The organism is Shewanella eurypsychrophilus (assembly GCF_007004545.3).
In the GTDB taxonomy this organism is placed as follows: domain Bacteria; phylum Pseudomonadota; class Gammaproteobacteria; order Enterobacterales; family Shewanellaceae; genus Shewanella; species Shewanella eurypsychrophilus.
The window spans coordinates 5,303,342-5,324,718 of the sequence record NZ_CP045503.2; the positions used below are offsets into that span (position 1 = coordinate 5,303,342).

Below are 21,377 nucleotides of genomic sequence, written 5' to 3' on the forward strand. Positions count from 1 at the left end.
TTGAAGGCCATGTCGCTCTCCCAACCCGAAGTTGGACACCACATGCTGTTAATAAATTATTTAGGCGCGAAATCATACAGTAATAAAAAACAAGATACAAGAGGCTTTAAGCCCTTTCATTCCATATCATCCTAAGTGAATGTTTTAAAGGAAAAATCAAAGTAACTCAAAGGCTTTCTTTGCCATATTACTGTCTGCATATTTTTCTCTAAGAGCGATAGATGGGCATTTAAGCGGTACATCGGCCCGTAAACTGTTTATTTTACCATCTATAAAAGCTGGAATGTTCGCTTCAAAAATGGCCAAGATCGCGCCATAAGTACTTATTCCCCATCGCTTGCCTTGCTGAGTCCCTATGCGCCATAACGTCATATCGCTTGTATATTCAAGCTGGCAAGAGCTATCGATTAATGCTGCTCTATAGCGAGCTGAAACTGGCTTATCTGCGTCTATCGACTTAGCTGGCACCGCTTTAGTGTTCGTCTGTGCGCTATAGGCAACAGACTTCTCAAGTTTTAGATGTTCATCCGACGTCTTGGTGGATAATTCAGGCGACAGCTTCTGTCCCTTAAACAGATTAAACTGCTTTACATCACGCCACTTGTTGACCCTATATTCTCTGATCACTAAAGTTGCATTAGGGTCTAGCACATCTTCGACTCCACTCACCAACAAGAGAAAATTATTGATAGGCTTCACCATCAATCTCTCTTCACCACTTGCTTGGCGAACCACGAACTGTATTTTATCTATGCTTTCATGCTGAGATACGATATTGAGCCTAAATTTAGGATAGCCACCCAAAATAAATTGCTGCTCATTAATGCTGACATGAGAAATTTGGGCATAAGCATTACCCACACTGGAAAAAAAACCACAGACAAGCAGTAGCGTTATCATCACTGATTTTATTATTGTAGACATTGGTTCCATCCCCTTACGATGCCAATAATGTAGATAAAAGTAGCCCTAAACAGGTTGGCTGGTTACACTGCTTTCATCCTTTGATTAAGCCTGTCCATCTATGCCCCTGTTTGTTGAAGTTGCCCTCCCAGTCCCTATGCGGCAGACCTTCAGTTATAAAGTACCTGAATCTGTCACTTGCTTGCCTCAGAAGGGCATGAGAGTCAAAGTCCCTTTCGGCCGCCAGCAATTGATTGGCCTAGTTACACAAACAACGGATACATGTAACTTAGCAGCAAATAAGATTAAATCTATCATTGAACTGTTAGATGATGAACCTTTACTGCCTGATTCACTTTATAAACTTACAGCATGGGCCGCTAGGTATTACTTTTGTAGTCTGGGGCAAATGCTATCTCAAGCCCTCCCTGTCGCGTTACGTAAAGGCGCGGAAGTTTCCGCCGACACCACCACCTTTTGGTCACTAACCTCCGCAGGTAGAGAAGCTTGTCTCGATACACTCAAGCGAGCACATGCCCAAAAAAAGGTCATGGAATATTTACAAAAAGGTGAAATGACCCAAGATGAACTCAACAGCTTAGCCTTGAGTAAATCTGCAATAAAGGCACTACAGGATAAAGATTGGATTGAGAAACATGATCGAATTAATCAAATAGATCTCAGTTGGCGCGATGAGCTAACGCTAGGAGAAGATCCGTTAACGCTCAACCCTGAACAGGCCATTGCCGTTGCGACACTAAACCAACAAAAGGGTTACCACTGTACGCTACTCGAAGGCATTACAGGTTCCGGTAAAACTGAAGTTTACCTCGCATTACTTGAATCTGTGCTCAAACAAGGAAAGCAGGCGCTAATCTTAGTGCCTGAAATCGGCTTAACACCGCAAACTATCAGCCGATTTAAGAGCCGTTTCAATGTTCAAGTCGCTGTGATCCATTCAGGCTTAACAGACAATCAAAGGCTTTCGGCCTGGCAAAAGGCTAAAACCGGTGAAGCAGCCATAATCATAGGCACGCGTTCTGCACTTTTCACCCCAATGGCTTATCCTGGCACCATCATTTTAGATGAAGAACATGATTCTAGTTTTAAACAGCAAGAAGGCATAGGCTATCACGCCAGAGATCTTGCGGTCATGCGAGGTCATTTAGAACAAATACCCGTTTTACTGGGCACTGCGACACCTTCACTGGAAAGCCTACAAAATGCCCTCAGTGGTCGTTACAAGCACCTCGAATTAGGCCAACGTGCCGGTAATGCAGAAAAAGTACGCCAAGGCATTATTGACATCAGTAACCAGCCACTTAAAACAGGCTTGTCACACGCGTTAATTAATGAAATACGTATTCACTTAGATGCAGGCAATCAGGTACTCCTATTCCTCAACCGAAGAGGCTTTGCCCCCGCATTGCTGTGCCATGAATGTGGCCATCTGCACGAATGTGATCGCTGCGATGCCTTTTTTACCGTGCATCAGTCTTTGGGAGAGATCCGCTGTCATCACTGTGGTAACCATTACGCCATTCCTCGTCAATGCCATAGCTGTGGCAGCACCATGCTGATGGGACAAGGCGTCGGCACAGAGCAACTTGCCGATGCATTAGAAAAAGAGTTCCCTAAATACCCAGTTGTGCGTATCGATCGTGACACAACTAGCCGCAAAGGCGCGCTGGAAGCTCATCTCAATGCGATTCATAAGGGCGAATATAAGATTTTAGTCGGCACTCAGATGCTTGCCAAAGGGCATCATTTTCCCGATGTGACCTTAGTAGGGTTATTAGATGTCGATGGTGCACTCTTTAGTGCGGACTTCCGGGCACCGGAGCGATTTGGACAGCTCTATACCCAAGTATCGGGTCGAGCCGGCCGCGCTAGAAAACCAGGCACCGTTTTAATGCAGACCCATCAAGCGAATAATGCCGTTTTGCGTGAGTTAATGCATAAAGGTTATGGTGAATTTGCTCGCGGGCAACTCAATGAGCGCAAACAAGCCTTGCTGCCGCCGGCGTGGCACATGTTACTCATACGCGCTGAAGCTCACCAAGCCATAGATGCCGATAATTTTCTATCTCAAGTTGCCGAGCTATTACCGCAGAATGAAGTCTGTGAAGTGATAGGCCCCATGCCTGCGCCTATGGACAAGAAAGCGGGAAAGTATCGTCGACACTTGATATTCCAGACCAAAACAAGAGCACTTCTACAACAAGCCTTCGAACAGGCACAGCCCCAAATAGAAGCCTTGCCTCTGGCTAAGCGATGTAAATGGAGCCTAGATAGGGATCCTCAAGATCTGCTTTAAAGCCAATTAAACACAATAAATAGAAAAAACTGCTATTTATTTGGCATAGAGGATAGCAATTGACCACCACAAACGGCTAAAATGTGCGGTTATCGCTAAATCTTTCCATCATTAGTAAGTGGTCACTTAACGCCAATGAAATCACATATTCAATCTTTGCTCATCCAAGCCCTAAACGTCCTTAAACAACAGGAAGTTATTCCAACTGATTTTGAAGCTCGCATTCAGGTGGATCGAACAAAGGATAAGACCCATGGTGATTTCGCGACTAACTTAGCCATGATGCTAACGAAAGTTGCGCGTAAGAATCCAAGAGAGATAGCTCAGCTCATCATAGATAGCCTGCCAGAAGATAGTCAGGTCGCAAAGGTTGAGATCGCTGGCCCTGGTTTCATCAACTTCTTCATCGATGACAACGCATTAGCCAATCAACTAATGACGGCATTAAACGATGATCACCTAGGTATTGTTTTACCAGCACAACAAACTATTGTCGTTGATTACTCCTCACCTAACTTAGCTAAAGAGATGCACGTGGGTCACCTACGTTCGACCATTATTGGCGACAGTGTGGTACGTGCTCTCGAATTCCAGGGTCACAAGGTGATCCGCCAGAATCATGTTGGCGACTGGGGCACTCAGTTCGGCATGCTATTGGCTTATATGGAAGAGTTACGCGCTAAAAATGGCGAGCAAGCTCAAATGGAGTTATCTGATCTAGAAAACTTCTATCGTGCTGCTAAAGTTCGTTTCGATGAATCCGAAGAATTTGCCATTCGTGCTCGTAAGCTTGTGGTCTCATTGCAATCAGGTGATGAATACTGCAATAAGTTATGGCGCGAGTTTAACGATATTTCTCTTAACCACTGTCATGATGTTTATGCACGCCTTGGGGTCAGCCTGACACGTGAAGATGTCCGTGGTGAAAGTACTTATAACGACGATCTCAAGCCAGTCGTTGATGAACTTAACGCTAAAGGCTTACTGTCAGAAAGTAACGGTGCAAAAGTCGTTTTTCAGGATGAATTTAAAACGAAAGATGGCGATCCATTACCTGTCATCATACAGAAAGCCGATGGTGGCTACTTGTATGCCACCAGTGATATGGCCGCAATGCGTTACCGCTCTAATGTGTTGAAAGCCGATCGCGTCTTATATTTTGTCGATCTGCGTCAGGCTCTTCACTTCCAACAAGTATTTAAGCTTGCCCGCAAAGCTGAATTTGTCAATCCTGACATGAACTTAGAACACATGGGCTTCGGTACTATGAATGGTGCTGATGGCCGCCCATTTAAGACACGTTCTGGTGGTGTCGTAAAATTGGTTGACCTGCTAACAGAAGCCGATACACGCGCATTGGAACTGGTTCGCAGCAAGAACCCTGATATGGATGAAGCAGAACTTGAGAAGATCGCTAAAGTGGTCGGTATAAGTTCAGTTAAATATGCAGATCTATCTAAAAACCGTGCTAGTGATTATATTTTCAGCTTCGAGCAGATGCTGAGCTTCGAAGGCAATACCGCTCCTTACCTGCTTTACGCTTACACCCGTGTTGTCGGTATCTTTAAGCGCGCTGCAGACATCGACTTGAGCGATGCAAAAATCATTCTGGAACATGATAAAGAGAAGACGCTAGGTAATAAGCTTGCCCAATTCGCCGAGGTATTATCTCGCATGGTTTCCAAGGGTCATCCCCATGCCATGTGTGCTTACCTGTTCGAGCTTGCAGGCGCTTTTTCTAGCTTCTATGAAGCTTGCCCAGTATTGGCAGCAGAGACTGAAGAACAGAAGAAGAGTCGTCTGTTAATCGCTCAACTTACGGCAAAGACACTGAAGCAAGGTCTAGATTTGCTGGGTATTGAAACCTTAGAGCGTATGTAACTTAACGGTATCTTTGACCAATGACGAATCGCGACTACGCCAACAGAAATCCGGCAAGAAAGGGCAAGGCTAAGACCACACGCAGAAAACAGGCGCCCGCGCCTAAAGGTTTTCCGTTGGTCTTACTGCTAGTCACCCTGACTCTCCTCGGTGGCTTTGGTTACTTCCTTTGGAGCATCAATAATAGTGCTGATGATACAGAGCAGACTGAAGCATCGAAGGTTGAGCAAACTGATAAATCGGTAAAATCTAAGCCTAAGAAAGATCCTAATGCGCTGCCTCCAGCTCCTAAAGAGGAATGGACCTATCAGCATGAACTTGAGAATAAAAAAGTCGAGATTGATCTTCCCGAAGAGGTGAAGCCAACTCGCCCTTATCAGATGCAATGTGGCTCTTTCAGAAAGGAATCCCAGGCTAATGAGATGAAAGCTGTCATTGCTTTCCAAGGACTCGAAGCCCAGGTTCGCAAAGTAAAAGGTACCAGTGGTTACTGGTATAAAGTCGTACTTGGGCCCTATGAACGAAAACGAGCAGCAGAAAAGCATAGACACACACTACAACGTGGTGGTCTAAACGGTTGCTTGATTTGGTTCTGGGAAGGAAGCTAAAAAAGTATCTAGAGCCTAGAATCTAGGCTCTAGATAACATCTACGACTCACAGCGTCTTTCATTATCTCTTAGTCATCAGCCTTATAGACAGTTTTCCCCCTTTTCTTCCTTGATATTTAGCTAACCACCCCCATATATCTTCTATCACCCACTGACGAACACCAGTTCGTGAGTTTGAGAAGAGGATTCAGTCGTGACCACAATCGTATCAGTTCGCCGTAATAACCAGGTCGTTATCGCTGGAGATGGCCAAGTATCACTTGGTAATACCGTGATGAAAGGCAATGCTAAGAAAGTTCGTCGCCTATATCACAATAAAGTTCTCGCTGGTTTTGCAGGCGGTACCGCCGATGCTTTTACCCTATTCGAACGTTTCGAAGCCAAATTAGAGATGCATCAGGGTCACCTGATGAAAGCTGCCGTTGAGATGGCTAAAGACTGGCGTAGCGATAAGATGTTACGCAAACTTGAAGCCTTACTTGCCGTTGCCGATGACAAATGCTCATTAATCATTACGGGTAACGGAGATGTGGTACAGCCGGAAAACGATCTAATCGCTATCGGTTCAGGTGGCAACTTTGCCCAGTCTGCAGCCACAGCCCTACTCGAAAATACTGAACTATCCGCGTTAGAGATTGCAGAAAAATCGCTAACCATCGCTGGTGATATCTGCGTGTTCACCAACCAGTTCAAAACTATCGAAGAATTAAACTACTGATCTTGAGCTGCTTAGCTTGAACAGCAAGTAGCAGCTTATTTTCAATACTGATGCGAACGCATGAGGAAAGAATATGTCTCAAATGACTCCACGTGAGATTGTCCATGAGTTAGACAGTCACATTATCGGCCAACACAATGCTAAACGCTCCGTGGCTATCGCACTGCGTAACCGCTGGCGCCGTATGCAACTTGACAGCGATCTGCGTCAAGAAGTAACACCGAAGAATATCTTAATGATCGGCCCAACAGGTGTCGGGAAAACCGAGATTGCCCGTCGTTTGGCTAAACTCGCTAAAGCACCTTTTATCAAGGTCGAAGCGACTAAATTCACCGAAGTGGGTTATGTCGGCAAAGAAGTTGAACAGATCATTCGCGACCTTACGGATTCAGCGATCAAGCTAACCCGTGAAGCGCAGATGAAAAAGTGTAAGGTTAAAGCCGAAGAAGCCGCTGAAGAGCGAATTCTAGATGCGCTACTGCCTAAGCCAAAAGAAGATTGGGATAGCGAGAGTAAAGATAACTCAGGTACCCGCCAAATTTTCCGTAAGAAATTACGTGAAGGTCAGCTAGACGATAAAGAGATTGAAATCGATGTCGCTGCACCTCAGGTTGGTATCGAGATCATGTCACCTCCTGGCATGGAAGAGATGACCAACCAGCTACAGAGCATGTTCCAAAATATGGGACCTGGCGACAGCAAGCGCCGCAAACTAACAATCAAAGAAGCTTACAAGCTGATGATTGAAGAGGAAGCGGCAAAGCTGGTCAACCAGGACGATCTGAAAGAACAGGCTATCGAGCTTGTTGAACAGCACGGTATCGTATTCTTAGATGAGATAGATAAGATCTGTAGGCGTGGCGAAAGCTCAGGACCTGACGTCTCACGTGAAGGTGTACAGCGCGATCTACTGCCATTAGTTGAAGGTTGTACCGTAAACACTAAACACGGCATGGTTAAAACTGACCATATCTTGTTTATTGCCTCCGGCGCTTTCCAGATGTCTAAGCCGTCGGATCTTATCCCTGAGCTTCAAGGCCGTTTACCGATCCGTGTCGAGCTAGACGCACTAACAGCCAATGACTTTAAGCGCATCTTAACCGAGCCACATGCTTCGCTTACCGAGCAACATGTTGCCATGATGGGTACCGAAGGGGTTAAAATTGAATTTACCGAAGATGGTATTGAGAGCATAGCCCAGGCGGCTTGGCAGGTGAATGAGCGCACCGAAAATATTGGCGCACGTCGTTTACATACTGTGATGGAAAAGCTAACCGAGGAGCTATCTTACGAGGCTTCAGATAAATCGGGAAGCACCTTCGTTATTGATGCTAAATACGTTAGCGATCACTTAGATAACTTAGTGCAAGACGAAGATCTCAGCCGCTTTATCTTGTAATAACTACTAGGACCTAGGTATCAGAACCTAGGTCCTAGTAAATACCTTTTATATCTCAGGCCTAATATTATGACTTCTCCAGACTATAATCCTGTCGTTACCGCCCTTAACCTTAAGCGTAAATCTCGCATACTTGAGGTGACATTTGATAATGGGCAGACCTTTCAGCTCAGCTGTGAAATGCTACGTGTTTATTCGCCTTCTGCAGAAGTGCACGGACACGGCAATCCAGTGTTAGTGACTCATAAGAAGAACGTTAACATTAAAGCCTTAGATCCAGTGGGTAACTATGCAGTTAAGATCACCTTCGATGATGGCCACAATACAGGACTATTTTCATGGAAGGTACTGCATGATCTCGGCACTCATCAAGTGGACTTATGGGAAAAATACCTTGCCAGACTAAGGGCTGAAAAAGCCAGTCGTGAACCCTTGATAGACATGGCTGTTAAGTACCATAATTGATTGAAGATTTTAGTATCTAGAGCCTAGGTACTCGATCCTAGGGCCTAGGGCCTAGGTACTAAGTTCTAGGACCTTAATTTATTTAATCTTAATTGAACTCTGTTTTTGAGTGCTTACATTCAGGGTGAAAATATCTGGCCTCGAATAATGGCCCGCTACATCTAAAACCCTTTTGGATAAGGCTGCCTGCTTAATATCGATTTCAGCATAGAGGATCCCCTTCTCTTTTGTTAATGGGCCAGCCACTATTTCACCACCTGGTGCTACCACGACTGAGTCCCCAGGGTTTATCCACTCATCTTCATCAGGATACAAGCTAGCCTTATCAGGAAAGTCTTCAGGTAGATCGCTGTGCTCTAGCGCTACACCACAGCTCAGGACCCAACAGCGCCCTTCTCTAGCAATATGTTGCATGGTGCCAATCCAAGCCTCACCACTATCATAAGTTGGCGCAATATAAACCTCCACTCCTTGAGAATAAAGAGCATACCTGGCTAAAGGCATATAGCTCTCCCAACATAACAAGGTACTCAATCTTCCCGCTGGTGAATCAACCACCTTCAAACTTGAGCCATCGCCAAAGCCCCACACCATTCTCTCAGGATTAGTCGGCATTAACTTCCGATGTCGATTTAATAGCTTTCCCTCCTCAGAAATCACCACAACGGTGTTATATAGTGTCGCCCTACTTTGCTCCGTTCCAAGTTCATTCATACCGCAAATGACGCTAACTTGATGCTTTTTAGCCGTCTCGCATAACGAAACCAGGTCGCCAGCTTCGATATTGACTGAACTATCAAGCAATCTGCTATGCAGTGCCTCACTGGTTCCCCAGTCTGCGCCTGGCCGTAATCGCCAAATCCAGGCTGGATAGCCAGAAATAAATGCTTCAGGAAAAACCACCAATTTAGCACCAGACAATGCAGCTTCTTCGATTAGCTGCTTGGCTTTCTCTATGGTTTTATCGCGATCTAATATAACCGATGACTCTTGAACGATAGCAACTTTAGGCATATTGGTTACATCCATCTACAGAGCAAACTCAGATATAAAGCAGACTCTGATATAAAGAGTGTTTAATTAAAGCTAGCTGAATGGGAGCGTAACGCCAATATTCTGAACGACAGAAGTGCCGCTATAGGTGCTATAAGAGGTGCACTTCTACTTTGGACAAGGGAGGTGCTATAAGAAGTGCTATAAATTGAGGGTTTATCTTACCAAGGGTAAGTCTCATCAAGGAGTTAGGACACCTGACGATGCCCTTAAACATAAGCTAAAACGAAGTCGCAAAAGCTAGTCTTTCTTCTCTATCGTGATCTCTAGATTTTTACTGTCAGTGGCAAACCACTTCTGCACATATATCGTGCCTAAAACAGGTGCCTGTCCCGGTTCAGGAAGCTCTTGATAGCGCACACTGTTCTTAGTCTCTTTCTCATATTCAAACTTAATGGTTTTCTTAGTCACTGTTTTCTCTCAATGTTGACGCATATTTAGCTAAACATTTTGTTAAACTATCACGCTAACCATTCAAATGCAGCCCACCATGTCCAAGCTCAAACCAGATATTAAGATTATTTATAGCGGTATCTTCACCAAGTGGGATGAACACAAGGATGAGCTACCTAGGCTCACAAAAGCAACCGTACATGTACCAGCCGAAATCGATATTGAATTTGGTTTTATCGCACAGATAAAGAAAGCCAAAAACCAGAAACTCAGATATTGCATCTACCATCCCGATATTCCTGATGATAATGGCAATATCAGGCCCCCTTTCGATGGGGAGGTCTACGTGGAAGAAAATGATTGGAAGTTTTATCTAGGCGATACAATCTGGGCGCCTGAGCATAATAAGGTTGGCAATTGGCGTATGACGCTTGAGCTTAAAGGTAAAATTATCGCCGATAAAACCTTCAAGGTACACATGAGTGACAATACCAGTTCCATTAAATAAGTGATCATTCAGCGGGAGTTAAAAACGCTGTAAGCAAGTAAGGGGATTGAAGCTAATAGTTATTCTATATCGAAAGCCACTTACGAAGCATAAAGTGTTTTTAAACCCGCACTCCGTGAGCTTCTCAGGACTTCCACTTCTGCGTTGCATTGCCTTAAAAGGGAATAACCATTTCTTCAGCAATGCGTCTTGAATTTAAAGCCCTGAGAAAGCTCTGAATAGGTCATACATTTAGTGGAATTGGTATAACCACCACAGGATGGCACTCAAACAAAAGCGAACTCTGATACAGAAAAAGTCGCTTCATTCAGGAAGAAGCGCGGACTTTAAACAAGAGGAACCCTGAGGGTTCACCTCCCTATCAAGCTATTTCTTTCCTGAACGAAAAAAGGCTCATCATTTCTGATGAGCCTTTCGTCTTTAATGTGGCACAGGGATAGCTGACTTTAAACAATAGGAACCCTAGGGTTCACCTCCCTATCAAGCTATTTCTTTCCTGAACGAAAAAAGGCTCATCATTTCTGATGAGCCTTTCGTCTTGAATGTGGCGGAGGGATAGGGATTTGAACCCTAGACGGGCTATAAACCCGTGCCGGTTTTCAAGACCGGTGCATTCGACCACTCTGCCATCCCTCCGAACGACGCTGATAATAGGGATTGTTAGCCTCAATGTAAAGCCCTTCATGAATCAAACGACCAAAAAACAGACCAATAAGCCATAATAACGTTTAAGCGGTTATTTTTTAAGTTGAATGGCCATAAAACAGCCTGGATTTAATGCCCCTGGATATTGTCAGGCTCATGAGGGTGACAGGATGACCATTCACAGCATCTCTAGTATTTGCACCATCACGATAAAAATACCGGCTAAAGTAGCAATGATTAATCCTGCCTGCCCACCTTTAACACGATAGCCTCCGAGACCCGTTTGCTTTCGCTGCGACACCACCATAGCCACCGGCAGAAAAATAGCTAATACGACCAAGGAAAATGCCGCATAGCCTAGTGCCACAATAAAGCCGCGGGGATAGAACATGGCAAATCCAAGCGGGGGAAGAAACGTCACCAGCGCCACCAGAAGCCTGTTACTCGGCTTGGCCTGGCGTTGCAATAGATCGGACATATAATCAGACAAGCCCAGACTCACACCGAGAAATGATGTCATCAGGGCCAAGTCGGCAAATATAGATACCAGGTTGGTTATCATTGGTGCATGCAGCAAATGGCTCAAGGAGCCTATGAAACCGTTAAGACTCTGGCTCTGCATAAGCTCAGCTTGTGATAATACCCCCTGACTTACCACCAACCACAGCAGATAAACCACCAGAGGTATGGCTGAACCAACAACCATCACCAACACCAAGCCCTTAGGTTCTTTACCCAAGTAACGCACGATGGACGGAATAGATCCATGAAAACCAAAGGAAGTAAAAATTACCGGCAGTGCTGCCATGATGACCCCCTGGTGTACGGGTAACTCAAGCAAATAATCCAGCGATACCTTAGGCATCAAAAGAACTAAGACTATCACCAGGGCGATGAGTTTTAAGGCAAACAGGCTACGATTGATTATGTCTACCGATCCAGTCCCTAGGGTAACCACGCTGCCAATAACTAAGGTAAAAATAATGGCCCCCGCCTGTATTGGTATATCAAGACCCAGCCAATTCGCTAACTTACTATGCAGCTGCTCTCCACCGCCAGCGATATAGGCTGCACACAAGGCATAAAACAGCAACATCATGGCGATACTGGCTACAACCTGGCCCTTACGGCCTAGAAGTTTATACGCCAGCGAGTGTAGGGTCGCATCGATAGGGGCAAATTGATGCACCTCAATCATCAGTAAGGCGGTATAGATCATCAAGGCCCAAACGAGCAACATGATCAAGCTGGTGACACCGTAACCAAGCCCAGCGGAGGCCAGCGGAAGAGCCAGCATGCCGGCCCCTATTGTCGTGCCAGCTATGATGAGTGTGCTGCCGACGATCTTACTGTGATTCATTTATACAGTTCCAAAACTGAAGAGAAGAGCTCGGAACTGGCACAACACCGGCTGGCCAGATTCCGAAAAGAAAATAGCATTGCCACAATGGTGAGAATTTAGCTGGTAGGTTTTATCTAAATTACCCTCTATCCATGCCACTGTGGCTACAGATAGTGATAATAACGTTCTATTAATGTCACGTTGACACCTTTCGAGGGTACTGTTAATAGGATGTTCTTTTGTAACAATGAGTTGCATTGCAACATCTAAGTTATAATCTCGGCCATACCTTGTCAATCCTGTCGGCTATAACGATGAAAATAAATACTCTGATAGCAAATCGGCTCGAGCCGGGATAATGCTGCTGGCCTTAGTTCGGCGCTAATAGCAGATGTTGCAATTCCAACAATGAACTCACCTGATAATGAGGATTGATCCCTTCAGGCACATCCCTACCTTCACTATTGAGCCAACAGGTATCAAACCCAGCATTTAACCCACCTTGTATATCTGAGTGTGGATTATCGCCTACCATTAATACTTTTTCTCTGGGTGGATGCTGCATATGACCCAAGGCATGCTCGAAAATGGCAACATCAGGTTTAGCAACCCCGACTTGCTCTGAGATAACCACAGGGGAGAAACTTTCTAATAGGCCTGTTCGTTGTAAACGTATCGTCTGCAACTCAGTAAAACCATTGGTGATGATCCCCATCTTAACGCGGCCAGTTAACGAGTCTATAAGTTCTCTAGCACCAGGTAACAAACTACAAATATCTGCCATAGCCGCTAAAAACGCACTATTAAGATGCTGAGTCGTCACTGACAGCTTATTCGCCCAGAATTCAAATCGAGTATTTTGTAGTTCTAACGCAGAAATATGGCCATCTTGATACTTAACCCACAGTGGCTTATTCACCTGCTGGTAGATATTGAAATCACTTAAAGAAAAGTCGACATCAAATCTTGAAAACATCAGCTGCAAACCTTTAAAGGCATCGAAATGAAACAGGGTTTCATCGGCATCAAATAAAATCCATTGGTACTTCATTGTATTTTGCGCTCCAGATAAGCAAAGCAATCATTATGCGCCGACAATAAGCTCCCTACTCATTTGTGTCAAACTCTCCTCATGGGTTTATCCCTCTGCAAAATAGCCAGTTTGTTACATCTGCTTACCTTTATCCCGAGCTAATTGAATCATCAAACGGAACTGACAAGTTAATCCAAGAGTCACACCTAGGTACAACAGTAATAAACAGGTAATAAACAAGGAATGAATAGATGATAAATGGAATGCTCAAGCTACTGAAACAGAACCGTTCTTTCTTACTTTTCATGCTATTAATGCTGGTATTTAGAAGCGCTGTTGCCGATTGGAACTCAGTGCCTACCGGCTCGATGAAACCGACAATTCTTGAAGGAGATAGGTTACTGGTTAATAAGATGGCTTATGATCTCCGAGTCCCTTTTACACATCTATCCCTCGTTAAAATGGCCGACCCAGCTCGAGGTGAGATTATCATCTTCGATTCGGTAAAAGCAGATAAAAAGTTAGTTAAGCGGGTTATCGGTATACCCGGTGATCTCGTCGAGATGAAACACAACAGACTCATCATTAATGGCAAGCCACTCAAATATCATCCGCAGAAAAAGTTAGCATCCAGTGCCGATAGCATAGAACAACTGTTAGGCGTCGATCACATGATTCGAACCCACGACACCCCTTCTCGCCTCGCCGATTTCGGCCCGGTAACTGTGCCTGATAATTTTTACCTGGCACTTGGCGATAATCGCGATGCTAGCGCAGACTCCCGCGTGATAGGTTTTATTCCTCGAAATGAGATCACTGGCAGAGCTAAGACTGTCGCCTTCTCCAATGATCACAATAATTATTACCTGTTTAGGCCCGAACGGTTTATGCACACTCTCTAGAAAGGAGCTAGGTTATAGGTGCAAGGTTATAGGTGCGAGACATCAGCGCTTAACATCTTCTAACGCTTCAGCTTGAATCATGCTCTACACATAAAAGCCGATTTTTGCTATTTTAAAGCCACTTTGTATTAAATGGATTTGTGATGAAACAGCTTATTTCGGCCTCTTTACTTTCATTAACCCTTCTAGTCTCTGGCTGTGCTACGACAACTGACAGTGAACAAGTTGAATACCTGACTTATGTAGAAGCTGGGCAAGAGGTTCCGATAACGACATTTACCGATACCCAAGGTAATTTAATTGATTTGAAGCAATCGGGTAACGCTAAATTATTAGTACTGTTTGCCACCTGGTGTCCTGACTCTCAGCGCGCGATGAAAGCCTTGGAAGCATCAGATCTGAATCTGGATCCCAATGTCGACATCATAGCGATAGGCCGCGAAGATAATAAAGAGGCATTAGACAAGTTTGCCACTGACTATGAAATTAACTTTCCCCTGATTGTTGATACCGACAGAGCTATTTATGCCAAATTTGCCAATGCTGGGATCCCCAGACTTATTCTTCTCGATGCTAATAACACTATTGTTAAAACCATCATAGCTGAAGGTGAAAATCCATTGGCCGAGGTACAGTGGTAACTGCCAGCGAGAATAGACCAAACCTGAAACGCAGAAAGTCTAGTGTCCAACCTGTATCGATAGTGGGCAGGTTTGATTGCTAAAAAGCACCTTGAAGTGTGCCTGTGTCATGGTGCGATACTGACAGATGAGTACTGTGCCATCGGCTTCTGATTTTACGAGCTGTGCAGTGACAGCCGTTTGACTCGAGGCAAATACCAAACTGGTAGAGAAGATAAACGAACAGACTAAAACCACTGCTTTTGGCATAAATTTTTGCATCATGTTTTTTATCATTCAGACATCCTTTGTGCGGGAAATACAGCAGAACACTGCATACGGTATAACTCTACCAGCACTAGCTGAACCTCCACTTAACAACAAGTTAGCTTTTAAGATTCCCCAGCTAATGAATCACTTAAGCGTTAACTGGCTCATCAAGATAATCACTAATCACGTGAGCGAGTCGAATGATCCCCTGCTCCATTTTTTCATTCCAAGGCAGAGCAAAAGTGATCCGAAAATAGTTGTCATACTGCTGTGAAAAAGAAAACATAGCACCTGGCGCAATCGATAGTTTTTTCTGAATAACTCGATTCCACAGCGCCTCACTGGAATAGCTATCTGGTAATCGACACCAGATACAGGGGCCACCCGTTGGCAGGCTCATGTAAATTGAATCATCCAGCACTGAGTTCATCAAGCTTTTCATTTTAAGATAATTAATATTCATCTGAGCTCTGAGTTTCCCTGTCAGCGTATGATACTCACCAGATGACATTAGGTTTGCCACCATATACTGCAATGCAATACTTGGCTCTTCGGCAATGATCTGTTTTGCATGCTGGCAGGCATTGAACGTATCGTTACACAACAGATAACCTAAGCTGATAGCAGGTGAAATAGTGTCGTAGAAATCACCTATGCTTATCACCTTACAATGGCTAGATTCACTCACTAGACTTGCGATAGTCACAGGTCGAGTTGCGCCAAAATATAGCTCACCGCGATCATATTCAATCAAGGTCACATCATGTTCATTTGCCCAGTTAATCAGGGATTGTTTATCCTCCAAGGACAAGACTCGGCCAGTGGGATCGGCAAAGTTGGGGTTAACCAGATAAGTATCAAAAGCCTGCTCTGTATGGGCCTTTGAAAGTAGTGCCAGCTCGTCTTCATAGTTCACTTGCATAGGCACTTCAATCACATCGGCATTAAACTGCTTCAATATCGCCTGAAAGAAAAATGATACTGGCGACTCCACCGCCACCGTTCTCCCTATGGCTTTAGCTGCTGTTAATGCCAACAGCAAGCCCTCTTGCCTACCGTTAGTCACTAACACCCGATCTTTAACAAACACTTGACCTGAGCGTAGTAGGTGGCGGCAAATTTCGTGCCTTAGCTCAGGGATCCCCTCGATAGGATCTTGCATCAAGAGTTTATAGGGACGATGCTTTATAACTTGCTTGTGCAAACGGTTAAGCAATAACTCTTGATCGATAACAGTACAGGGAGCCGTGCAAGAAAGAGGCAGAATCTCTGGATCGTTAAATGAATATTGCACCGCATTGGCTAAATCTAACTGTGCATGAACTCGATTGATGCTAGAGCCATAATCAGGTGCTGTTACTGCAGTTTTTTTTGCAATGAAGTAGCCTCGTTTTGGCTTAGAATCGATCCAACCTTGTCTTTCAAGCTCATGGTATGCCTGGATCACTGTCGACACTCCGACACCTTTATCTTTAGCATACCGCCTTACAGACTCGAGCTTATTACTCCCGGCAATATCTGAGTAAATGCCCGATTCAATCGCACGAATGATCTCATCGATGATTTGCTGATATTTAAACTCAGTCATAATTAGGGCTTAGCCATCTGTATTGGGTTTTATTGGCTTCAACTGTATCTGTTTTGGTTTTAAAGCTCCAGATAAAGTAAAACCCAATACAGTTACCTTTCAAGTAACAAAAATGAAAATTACAGGTACCCCGAATGAGCAAAATTATAACTGAAACCCAGCGCCTTATTATTCGAGAGTTTAATCTCGATGATGCTAAGGCCGTTTACCATTTTAATGCCCCGAAAGAGGTTAATCGCTTTACTGGTGATGCAGACATGTGTGAAAGCATCGAAGATGCAGAGAAGATTATTGGTGATATCTGGTTAGTGGAATATAAAAAGTTCGGCTATGGCCGCTGGGCCGTGGTACTCAAGGAAACTAATGAAGTGATTGGATTCTGCGGTTTTAAGAACGAAAGCCGTATCAAGGCCGTTGATATCGGTTATCGCTTTCATCCTGACTATTGGGGCAAAGGCTATGCGACAGAATCAAACATAGCCTGTATCGAATATGCCAAACAACATATGGATCTCGATAGGGTACTTGGAGACGCTGTAGCCGAAAACCTAGGTTCTATCAAGGTGCTAATCAAGCTGGGCATGAGCTACATCGAGCAATATCAAGAAGACGAATTTACCGTCAATCGATATGAGATTTTTTTAAAATCTAAATCTTAGCTATTTACCCTCTAAAACAAGCCCATCAATCATAGAGACCATGCGGCCAATCTCAGGTTTGGTGATGGTATCATCGGCCCCAAGTTGCAGTGCCTTGACACGATTACCTTCACTCATAAGTGATGAAAACATCACGATAGGCGTCTTTGCATAATGAGGACCATCACGTAAACGCTTGAGTAAGTGCAGGCCATCCATTCGGGGCATCTCCACATCAGAGACTATGGCATCAACAAAATTATCAACTGAGCCACCTTCCTCTTCAGCAAGTCGGACAAAGTCCTCTAAGATATCCAGCGCATCTTGGCCATCTTTCGCATCCAGAATATTATAGCCGGCCGACTGTAATGTCTTTTCTATCATCTTGCGAATAAAAGCTGAATCATCAACAACCATCACGGTTTTAGCCTGACGCAGAGCCAACATGCTGTCGTTGATAAGTACATTTTTATCCTGAGTCACATCGTATTTATCCATGCTCAACTCAGGATTAATATCAGAGATGATCTTTTCAAAGTCTAATATCATGATCAGATGATCTTCGCGCCTTACCACCGCCACCACACAATCTTGCTCACCAGATTCTAAAAACTGGCTAGGCGATTCAACATGCTCCCATGAGACCCGGTGAATACTCAGCACGGTGTCGACTAAAAAACCATTTATCATCTTATTGAAATCAGTAACGATAACGATCTTATTGGTTAGATCATCACAAGTCGGAATGCCTAACCAACTTGCCAAGTCAACCAAGGGAATTAAGTTGTCGCGCAATGAAAACACGCCCACCATATGCGTTTTGGCATTGGGGTAGTCTTCGGTTTCTGGCACGCGGATCACTTCTCTGACCTTGGCAACATTGATGCCATAATGACAGATCTTATGGCCGCCACCAGGTAGCGTTTTATGCAGGTGGAACTCGATAATTTCAAGCTCATTGGTGCCACTTTCCGTGAGAATTTCTGGTTTTTTGATGTCATTCATACTCGAAACTGCCATATCGTTAAATAGCACTAAAGAAAAATAGCGCGAAACAAAAACAATGCTAACTATGAGTATAGGAAGGGAATAGCGCTTAGTGTATTAATCAAGCAGGAAGGAAGATTAAAAGGGGAAAATAGAACTACAGTGACAACTGAAGCTCTAGATTAAATACCCCTAAAAAGTATTCGGAAATTATAGCTGCTGACCAAGGTGTTTATCCAAGAAGCTTAATATCGCCTTGTTCGCTTCGAGTATATTCTGCTCCTTATAGAAACCATGGCCCTCCTTGTCTTTTACTAACCACTCATAAGGATGCCCGGCCTTATCTAACGCTTTTTTTAGCGCCTCTGCATGTTCAATCGGAGCTCGTTCATCATCCTCTCCATGTATGATTAACACCGGTGCTTTAAGCTTACTGACATGATTAACGGGTGACTGGGCGCGCTGTTCCGCTTTGTCTGAGCCTAGAGTTTTATCCAGATAAGCATCCCCCCACCTCGTCGTTTTGATATCTCCTTCGTTGTAGAGCATCTCGAGATCGTAAACCCCTGCATAACCAATAGAACACTTGAAGGTATCAGGCTCCCTAATCGCACTCTGCAAAGCACTATAACCACCAAAACTCACACCAAAGATACATAGCTTATCTTTATCAGCGACCCCTTGCTGCACCGCATATTGAGTCGCTAACAGGATATCGTCTTGGATCTTAGTGCCCCAATTGCCATAGCCCGCTTCCAAAAAGTTTTCGCCATAACCTGCGGACCCACGAAAGTTAACTTGTACTACTGCATATCCCGCATTAGCTAACATCTGAACCTGAGGATCGAAACCCCAATAATCTCTGGCATGAGGACCACCATGTGGCATCACTACTGTTGGTAGGTTTTTACTCTTTCCTTTAGGCAGGGTCATCTGGCCATTGAGTATCAAACCGTCGGGTGTTTTTATTCTAAAGGGCTCAGTCAGTGCCATATCACTAGGCTTGATCCAGTTACGCGCGCTCAGAAGATGTCTTGCCTTCATCGTCTCGGTATCAAACAGATAGAAGGTACCGGGATTCCGATCGCTGCTCACATGTACTATGGCCTGCTTGCCATCACGAGTCTTGCTACTAACAACCACGCTATCACCGTTAAAAGCTCCCACTAACGCTTTATGCAGCTTAGCTTCAGGCGAACTGGGTTTGAGATAGAGATAATTTGGGTAATCTTCATCTAAACGTAGGCCGTACACTTCATTCAATGAGGAGCTCATGGCATAGGTAGGGTCGACCATTGCACTGCGATATAACTGAGTCTCTTCCTGGGTCTCTAAATTATAGTGATATAACCCTTTAGGACCTCCATCATCACTTTTGAGTGCATATACACTCTTGTTATCTTCACCAAAGGATATCGGCTCAAACTCGCCTTCAAATAACTCTCCAAATGCCTGCCAATCCTCTCCTTTACCTTTAGAGTAAAACAGCTTGGTATTAGCATTTTTATCCACTCCAGCAACGAAGCGAGGCACACCATCGTGATCAATCAAAAACTGGCTATAGGCGATGGGGGCACGTTTTAGTTTTCTAGCTTTCCCTGAATAAACATTGAGTTTAACCACCTCTGGTAACACGTCAGTTCGGCGGCTCAACGCTTGTTGGCGGATCAACACATGCTTATAATCACCTTCTAATATATCGAGTAAAAACCCACCATAACTTGATGGTTTTTTTGCACGGTATCCAAATATCATCTGCTTCTTTCTACCGTCAAAATTAACCGCAAATAGCTCACCATAACTAACAGGCTTAGCTAACGAGCCACGAACTCGCTCTACCTGAATAATCACCCGTTCATCGTTGACCCAATAGTAATCCGCCACCTGATCTTTAGCTTCACCACCTAGCCTAAAAGTGACCTCGAAGGTTTTACTATCTAGAAATGCTAATGTTTTGCGCCCATCGGTATTAATCAGCACAGCAAGGTGCTTACCGTCGGGTGAGATCTTTACATTGTGATATTCGCTGTGCCGAGAAAAGTCTTCGACTGTTTGCGCCGACAAATTAAATGATAAAAAACATAATAATGCAGATAAATATATACAAGATTTTCGATAAGCAGAGAAGCTGTAAGCACTCACCTCAGCCTTACTCATCTTTAAACTCACTTTTCTAAATAGAATAACCATATCAATTCCCTTTGATCAACAACATCCATAAGTACACAGCTAGTTTTACGGTAAATCTCAGTGAAACTTGACCAAAAACCAGTCAACAACAAGTGAACTATATTTGACCAACATATAGATAACAAGTTAATTAAACTAAGATTTTTGATACATTCTGATACGTGTTACCAATTGGATAAGTGTATAAAAAATACCGCTTATTTCCACTAGGCAAGGGCTATAAGATTCAGCAGATTAAGAGGTTGGTTTGAAAATTTAGACAGGAATAAAAAATGTTATTTCAGCTCTCGATAAGTCTCACTGCTCCAATCAAACACATATTCGACGCCTTGCCATTCATAGATGGTGCGGCCATCTCTTTGCACAACGCGGGCATTTTCGGGCAGGCTTTTAAGTCCAGTAGCATATTGCACACTGCTGGTTACTCGCTGGGGAGCCGCGATTGATTTAGGCGGAGTAGGCGCTCTTTTTACCGCTCGGCGCTCATTGTAATAGTAGTTGTCATCACGGTTATAACGATAAGGGTAGCGCCAACTGTTACGCCAGTAAGGACGGTATCCACTATTCAAACCATGGTTCCAACCGTTATTCCAAGAGTGATTACCCCAGTAAGGTGAGCCAGTGCCTATTCCGACACGCCAGCCACTGTTGTAATTAGAATTATGACCCCAACTGCTGCTCCAGGTAGGCTGAACCCAGACATTACTGCTCCAATTGAAGCGATCTGAGGCTAGCGATCCAAAACTAGAGAACAGCAATAAACCAGACAAGAACAAAGTCATGCTAATTCGATTTAATTGATTCATCTTGCCTCCTCACGTAAGCACCTTTATTGCGCCTCAACCTTAAGCCTAACCCCATATTACTCCTATTTACAGCAAGAAGTAATTTACCGATATCTTATCTATTTATTGTC

Annotated in this window: 20 protein-coding genes and 1 tRNA gene; 10 read left to right on the forward strand and 11 right to left on the reverse strand. The window is 44.2% G+C overall.

Features of this window, described 5'->3' with window-relative positions:
* Nucleotides 1-156: 156 nt before the first annotated feature.
* Nucleotides 157-924, reverse strand: coding sequence for a LysM peptidoglycan-binding domain-containing protein (locus FM038_RS22710; protein ID WP_142873711.1), 768 nt, complete (start codon nt 922-924; stop codon nt 157-159).
* 100 nt (nt 925-1,024) lie between these two features.
* Between FM038_RS22710 and priA the strand changes: the two genes are divergently transcribed.
* The 6 genes from priA (at nt 1,025) to FM038_RS22740 (ending at nt 8,292) form a co-directional block, all read left to right on the forward strand.
* Nucleotides 1,025-3,220, forward strand: coding sequence for a primosomal protein N' (gene priA / locus FM038_RS22715; RefSeq protein WP_142873710.1), 2,196 nt, complete (start codon nt 1,025-1,027; stop codon nt 3,218-3,220).
* Between the two features lie 135 nt (nt 3,221-3,355).
* A complete protein-coding gene (gene argS / locus FM038_RS22720) occupies nt 3,356-5,101 on the forward strand; it encodes an arginine--tRNA ligase (RefSeq protein ID WP_142873709.1) in 1,746 nt (581 codons plus the stop codon).
* A 20-nt stretch (nt 5,102-5,121) separates the two neighbouring features.
* A complete protein-coding gene (locus tag FM038_RS22725; RefSeq protein ID WP_142873708.1) occupies nt 5,122-5,709 on the forward strand; it encodes an SPOR domain-containing protein in 588 nt (195 codons plus the stop codon).
* A 194-nt stretch (nt 5,710-5,903) separates the two neighbouring features.
* A complete protein-coding gene (gene hslV, locus FM038_RS22730; RefSeq protein WP_142873707.1) occupies nt 5,904-6,428 on the forward strand; it encodes an ATP-dependent protease subunit HslV in 525 nt (174 codons plus the stop codon).
* Between the two features lie 73 nt (nt 6,429-6,501).
* The gene (hslU, locus tag FM038_RS22735) at nt 6,502-7,827 is read left to right on the forward strand and encodes an ATP-dependent protease ATPase subunit HslU (protein ID WP_142873706.1); all 1,326 of its coding nucleotides are present in this window, start codon (nt 6,502-6,504) and stop codon (nt 7,825-7,827) included.
* Between the two features lie 69 nt (nt 7,828-7,896).
* Nucleotides 7,897-8,292 (forward strand): gamma-butyrobetaine hydroxylase family protein, encoded by a 396-nt coding sequence (locus FM038_RS22740; RefSeq protein WP_142873705.1) that lies wholly within the window; start codon nt 7,897-7,899, stop codon nt 8,290-8,292.
* 78 nt (nt 8,293-8,370) lie between these two features.
* Here the strand turns inward: FM038_RS22740 and FM038_RS22745 are convergent, their stop codons facing one another.
* On the reverse strand, nt 8,371-9,306 hold the full coding sequence (locus FM038_RS22745) for a carbon-nitrogen hydrolase family protein (RefSeq protein WP_142873704.1): 936 nt from the start codon (nt 9,304-9,306) through the stop codon (nt 8,371-8,373).
* Nucleotides 9,307-9,585: 279 nt separating this feature from the next.
* Nucleotides 9,586-9,756: a hypothetical protein gene (locus FM038_RS22750; RefSeq protein ID WP_185965822.1), complete on the reverse strand. Its 171-nt coding sequence runs from the start codon at nt 9,754-9,756 to the stop codon at nt 9,586-9,588.
* A 79-nt stretch (nt 9,757-9,835) separates the two neighbouring features.
* Between FM038_RS22750 and FM038_RS22755 the strand changes: the two genes are divergently transcribed.
* Nucleotides 9,836-10,246: a DUF3859 domain-containing protein gene (locus FM038_RS22755; protein ID WP_142873703.1), complete on the forward strand. Its 411-nt coding sequence runs from the start codon at nt 9,836-9,838 to the stop codon at nt 10,244-10,246.
* A 545-nt stretch (nt 10,247-10,791) separates the two neighbouring features.
* Here the strand turns inward: FM038_RS22755 and FM038_RS22760 are convergent.
* The 3 genes from FM038_RS22760 to yjjG all read right to left on the reverse strand — a co-directional run bounded on the left by FM038_RS22760 (nt 10,792) and on the right by yjjG (nt 13,284).
* Nucleotides 10,792-10,882: transfer RNA gene (locus tag FM038_RS22760), tRNA-Ser, on the reverse strand.
* Between the two features lie 187 nt (nt 10,883-11,069).
* Nucleotides 11,070-12,251 carry an aromatic amino acid transport family protein gene (locus FM038_RS22765; protein WP_142873702.1) on the reverse strand — a complete coding sequence of 394 codons (1,182 nt, stop codon included), beginning with the start codon at nt 12,249-12,251 and terminating at the stop codon, nt 11,070-11,072.
* Nucleotides 12,252-12,603: 352 nt separating this feature from the next.
* Entirely contained in the window at nt 12,604-13,284 is a 681-nt protein-coding gene (gene yjjG, locus FM038_RS22770) for a pyrimidine 5'-nucleotidase (RefSeq protein ID WP_142873701.1), read from the reverse strand.
* 233 nt (nt 13,285-13,517) lie between these two features.
* Between yjjG and lepB the strand changes: the two genes are divergently transcribed.
* Nucleotides 13,518-14,168, forward strand: coding sequence for a signal peptidase I (lepB, locus tag FM038_RS22775; RefSeq protein WP_142873700.1), 651 nt, complete (start codon nt 13,518-13,520; stop codon nt 14,166-14,168).
* 143 nt (nt 14,169-14,311) lie between these two features.
* The gene (locus FM038_RS22780) at nt 14,312-14,809 is read left to right on the forward strand and encodes a TlpA family protein disulfide reductase (protein ID WP_142873699.1); all 498 of its coding nucleotides are present in this window, start codon (nt 14,312-14,314) and stop codon (nt 14,807-14,809) included.
* A 39-nt stretch (nt 14,810-14,848) separates the two neighbouring features.
* Here FM038_RS22780 and FM038_RS22785 read toward each other — a convergent pair whose 3' ends face one another.
* Together FM038_RS22785 and FM038_RS22790 are read right to left on the reverse strand one after the other, a co-directional pair.
* Nucleotides 14,849-15,085 (reverse strand): hypothetical protein, encoded by a 237-nt coding sequence (locus FM038_RS22785; protein ID WP_142873698.1) that lies wholly within the window; start codon nt 15,083-15,085, stop codon nt 14,849-14,851.
* 121 nt (nt 15,086-15,206) lie between these two features.
* Nucleotides 15,207-16,646, reverse strand: a complete 1,440-nt coding sequence (locus FM038_RS22790; protein ID WP_142873697.1) for an aminotransferase-like domain-containing protein — start codon at nt 16,644-16,646, stop codon at nt 15,207-15,209.
* Between the two features lie 134 nt (nt 16,647-16,780).
* Between FM038_RS22790 and FM038_RS22795 the strand changes: the two genes are divergently transcribed.
* A complete protein-coding gene (locus FM038_RS22795; RefSeq protein ID WP_142873696.1) occupies nt 16,781-17,305 on the forward strand; it encodes a GNAT family N-acetyltransferase in 525 nt (174 codons plus the stop codon).
* On the opposite strand, the gene FM038_RS22800 is transcribed toward FM038_RS22795, so the two are convergent.
* The 3 genes from FM038_RS22800 to FM038_RS22810 all read right to left on the reverse strand — a co-directional run bounded on the left by FM038_RS22800 (nt 17,306) and on the right by FM038_RS22810 (nt 21,267).
* Nucleotides 17,306-18,289 (reverse strand): chemotaxis protein, encoded by a 984-nt coding sequence (locus FM038_RS22800; RefSeq protein ID WP_142873695.1) that lies wholly within the window; start codon nt 18,287-18,289, stop codon nt 17,306-17,308.
* Nucleotides 18,290-18,481: 192 nt separating this feature from the next.
* A complete protein-coding gene (locus FM038_RS22805) occupies nt 18,482-20,461 on the reverse strand; it encodes an alpha/beta hydrolase family protein (protein WP_223292952.1) in 1,980 nt (659 codons plus the stop codon).
* A gap of 275 nt (nt 20,462-20,736) precedes the next feature.
* Entirely contained in the window at nt 20,737-21,267 is a 531-nt protein-coding gene (locus tag FM038_RS22810; RefSeq protein WP_142873694.1) for a hypothetical protein, read from the reverse strand.
* Nucleotides 21,268-21,377: the final 110 nt, after the last annotated feature.

Excerpts from the sequence above, each read along its gene's own strand:
- FM038_RS22805 (WP_223292952.1), bottom strand. The coding sequence starts at position 20,461 with ATGGTTATTCTATTTAGAAAAGTGAGTTTAAAGATGAGTAAGGCTGAG.
- FM038_RS22710 (WP_142873711.1), bottom strand. The coding sequence starts at position 924 with ATGTCTACAATAATAAAATCAGTGATGATAACGCTACTGCTTGTCTGT.
- argS (WP_142873709.1), top strand. The coding sequence starts at position 3,356 with ATGAAATCACATATTCAATCTTTGCTCATCCAAGCCCTAAACGTCCTT.
- FM038_RS22795 (WP_142873696.1), top strand. The coding sequence starts at position 16,781 with ATGAGCAAAATTATAACTGAAACCCAGCGCCTTATTATTCGAGAGTTT.
- FM038_RS22780 (WP_142873699.1), top strand. The coding sequence starts at position 14,312 with ATGAAACAGCTTATTTCGGCCTCTTTACTTTCATTAACCCTTCTAGTC.
- FM038_RS22785 (WP_142873698.1), bottom strand. The coding sequence starts at position 15,085 with ATGATAAAAAACATGATGCAAAAATTTATGCCAAAAGCAGTGGTTTTA.
- FM038_RS22790 (WP_142873697.1), bottom strand. The coding sequence starts at position 16,646 with ATGACTGAGTTTAAATATCAGCAAATCATCGATGAGATCATTCGTGCG.
- priA (WP_142873710.1), top strand. The coding sequence starts at position 1,025 with ATGCCCCTGTTTGTTGAAGTTGCCCTCCCAGTCCCTATGCGGCAGACC.
- FM038_RS22740 (WP_142873705.1), top strand. The coding sequence starts at position 7,897 with ATGACTTCTCCAGACTATAATCCTGTCGTTACCGCCCTTAACCTTAAG.
- FM038_RS22745 (WP_142873704.1), bottom strand. The coding sequence starts at position 9,306 with ATGCCTAAAGTTGCTATCGTTCAAGAGTCATCGGTTATATTAGATCGC.
- yjjG (WP_142873701.1), bottom strand. The coding sequence starts at position 13,284 with ATGAAGTACCAATGGATTTTATTTGATGCCGATGAAACCCTGTTTCAT.
- FM038_RS22725 (WP_142873708.1), top strand. The coding sequence starts at position 5,122 with ATGACGAATCGCGACTACGCCAACAGAAATCCGGCAAGAAAGGGCAAG.
- hslU (WP_142873706.1), top strand. The coding sequence starts at position 6,502 with ATGTCTCAAATGACTCCACGTGAGATTGTCCATGAGTTAGACAGTCAC.
- lepB (WP_142873700.1), top strand. The coding sequence starts at position 13,518 with ATGATAAATGGAATGCTCAAGCTACTGAAACAGAACCGTTCTTTCTTA.
- FM038_RS22765 (WP_142873702.1), bottom strand. The coding sequence starts at position 12,251 with ATGAATCACAGTAAGATCGTCGGCAGCACACTCATCATAGCTGGCACG.
- FM038_RS22800 (WP_142873695.1), bottom strand. The coding sequence starts at position 18,289 with ATGAATGACATCAAAAAACCAGAAATTCTCACGGAAAGTGGCACCAAT.
- FM038_RS22810 (WP_142873694.1), bottom strand. The coding sequence starts at position 21,267 with ATGAATCAATTAAATCGAATTAGCATGACTTTGTTCTTGTCTGGTTTA.
- FM038_RS22755 (WP_142873703.1), top strand. The coding sequence starts at position 9,836 with ATGTCCAAGCTCAAACCAGATATTAAGATTATTTATAGCGGTATCTTC.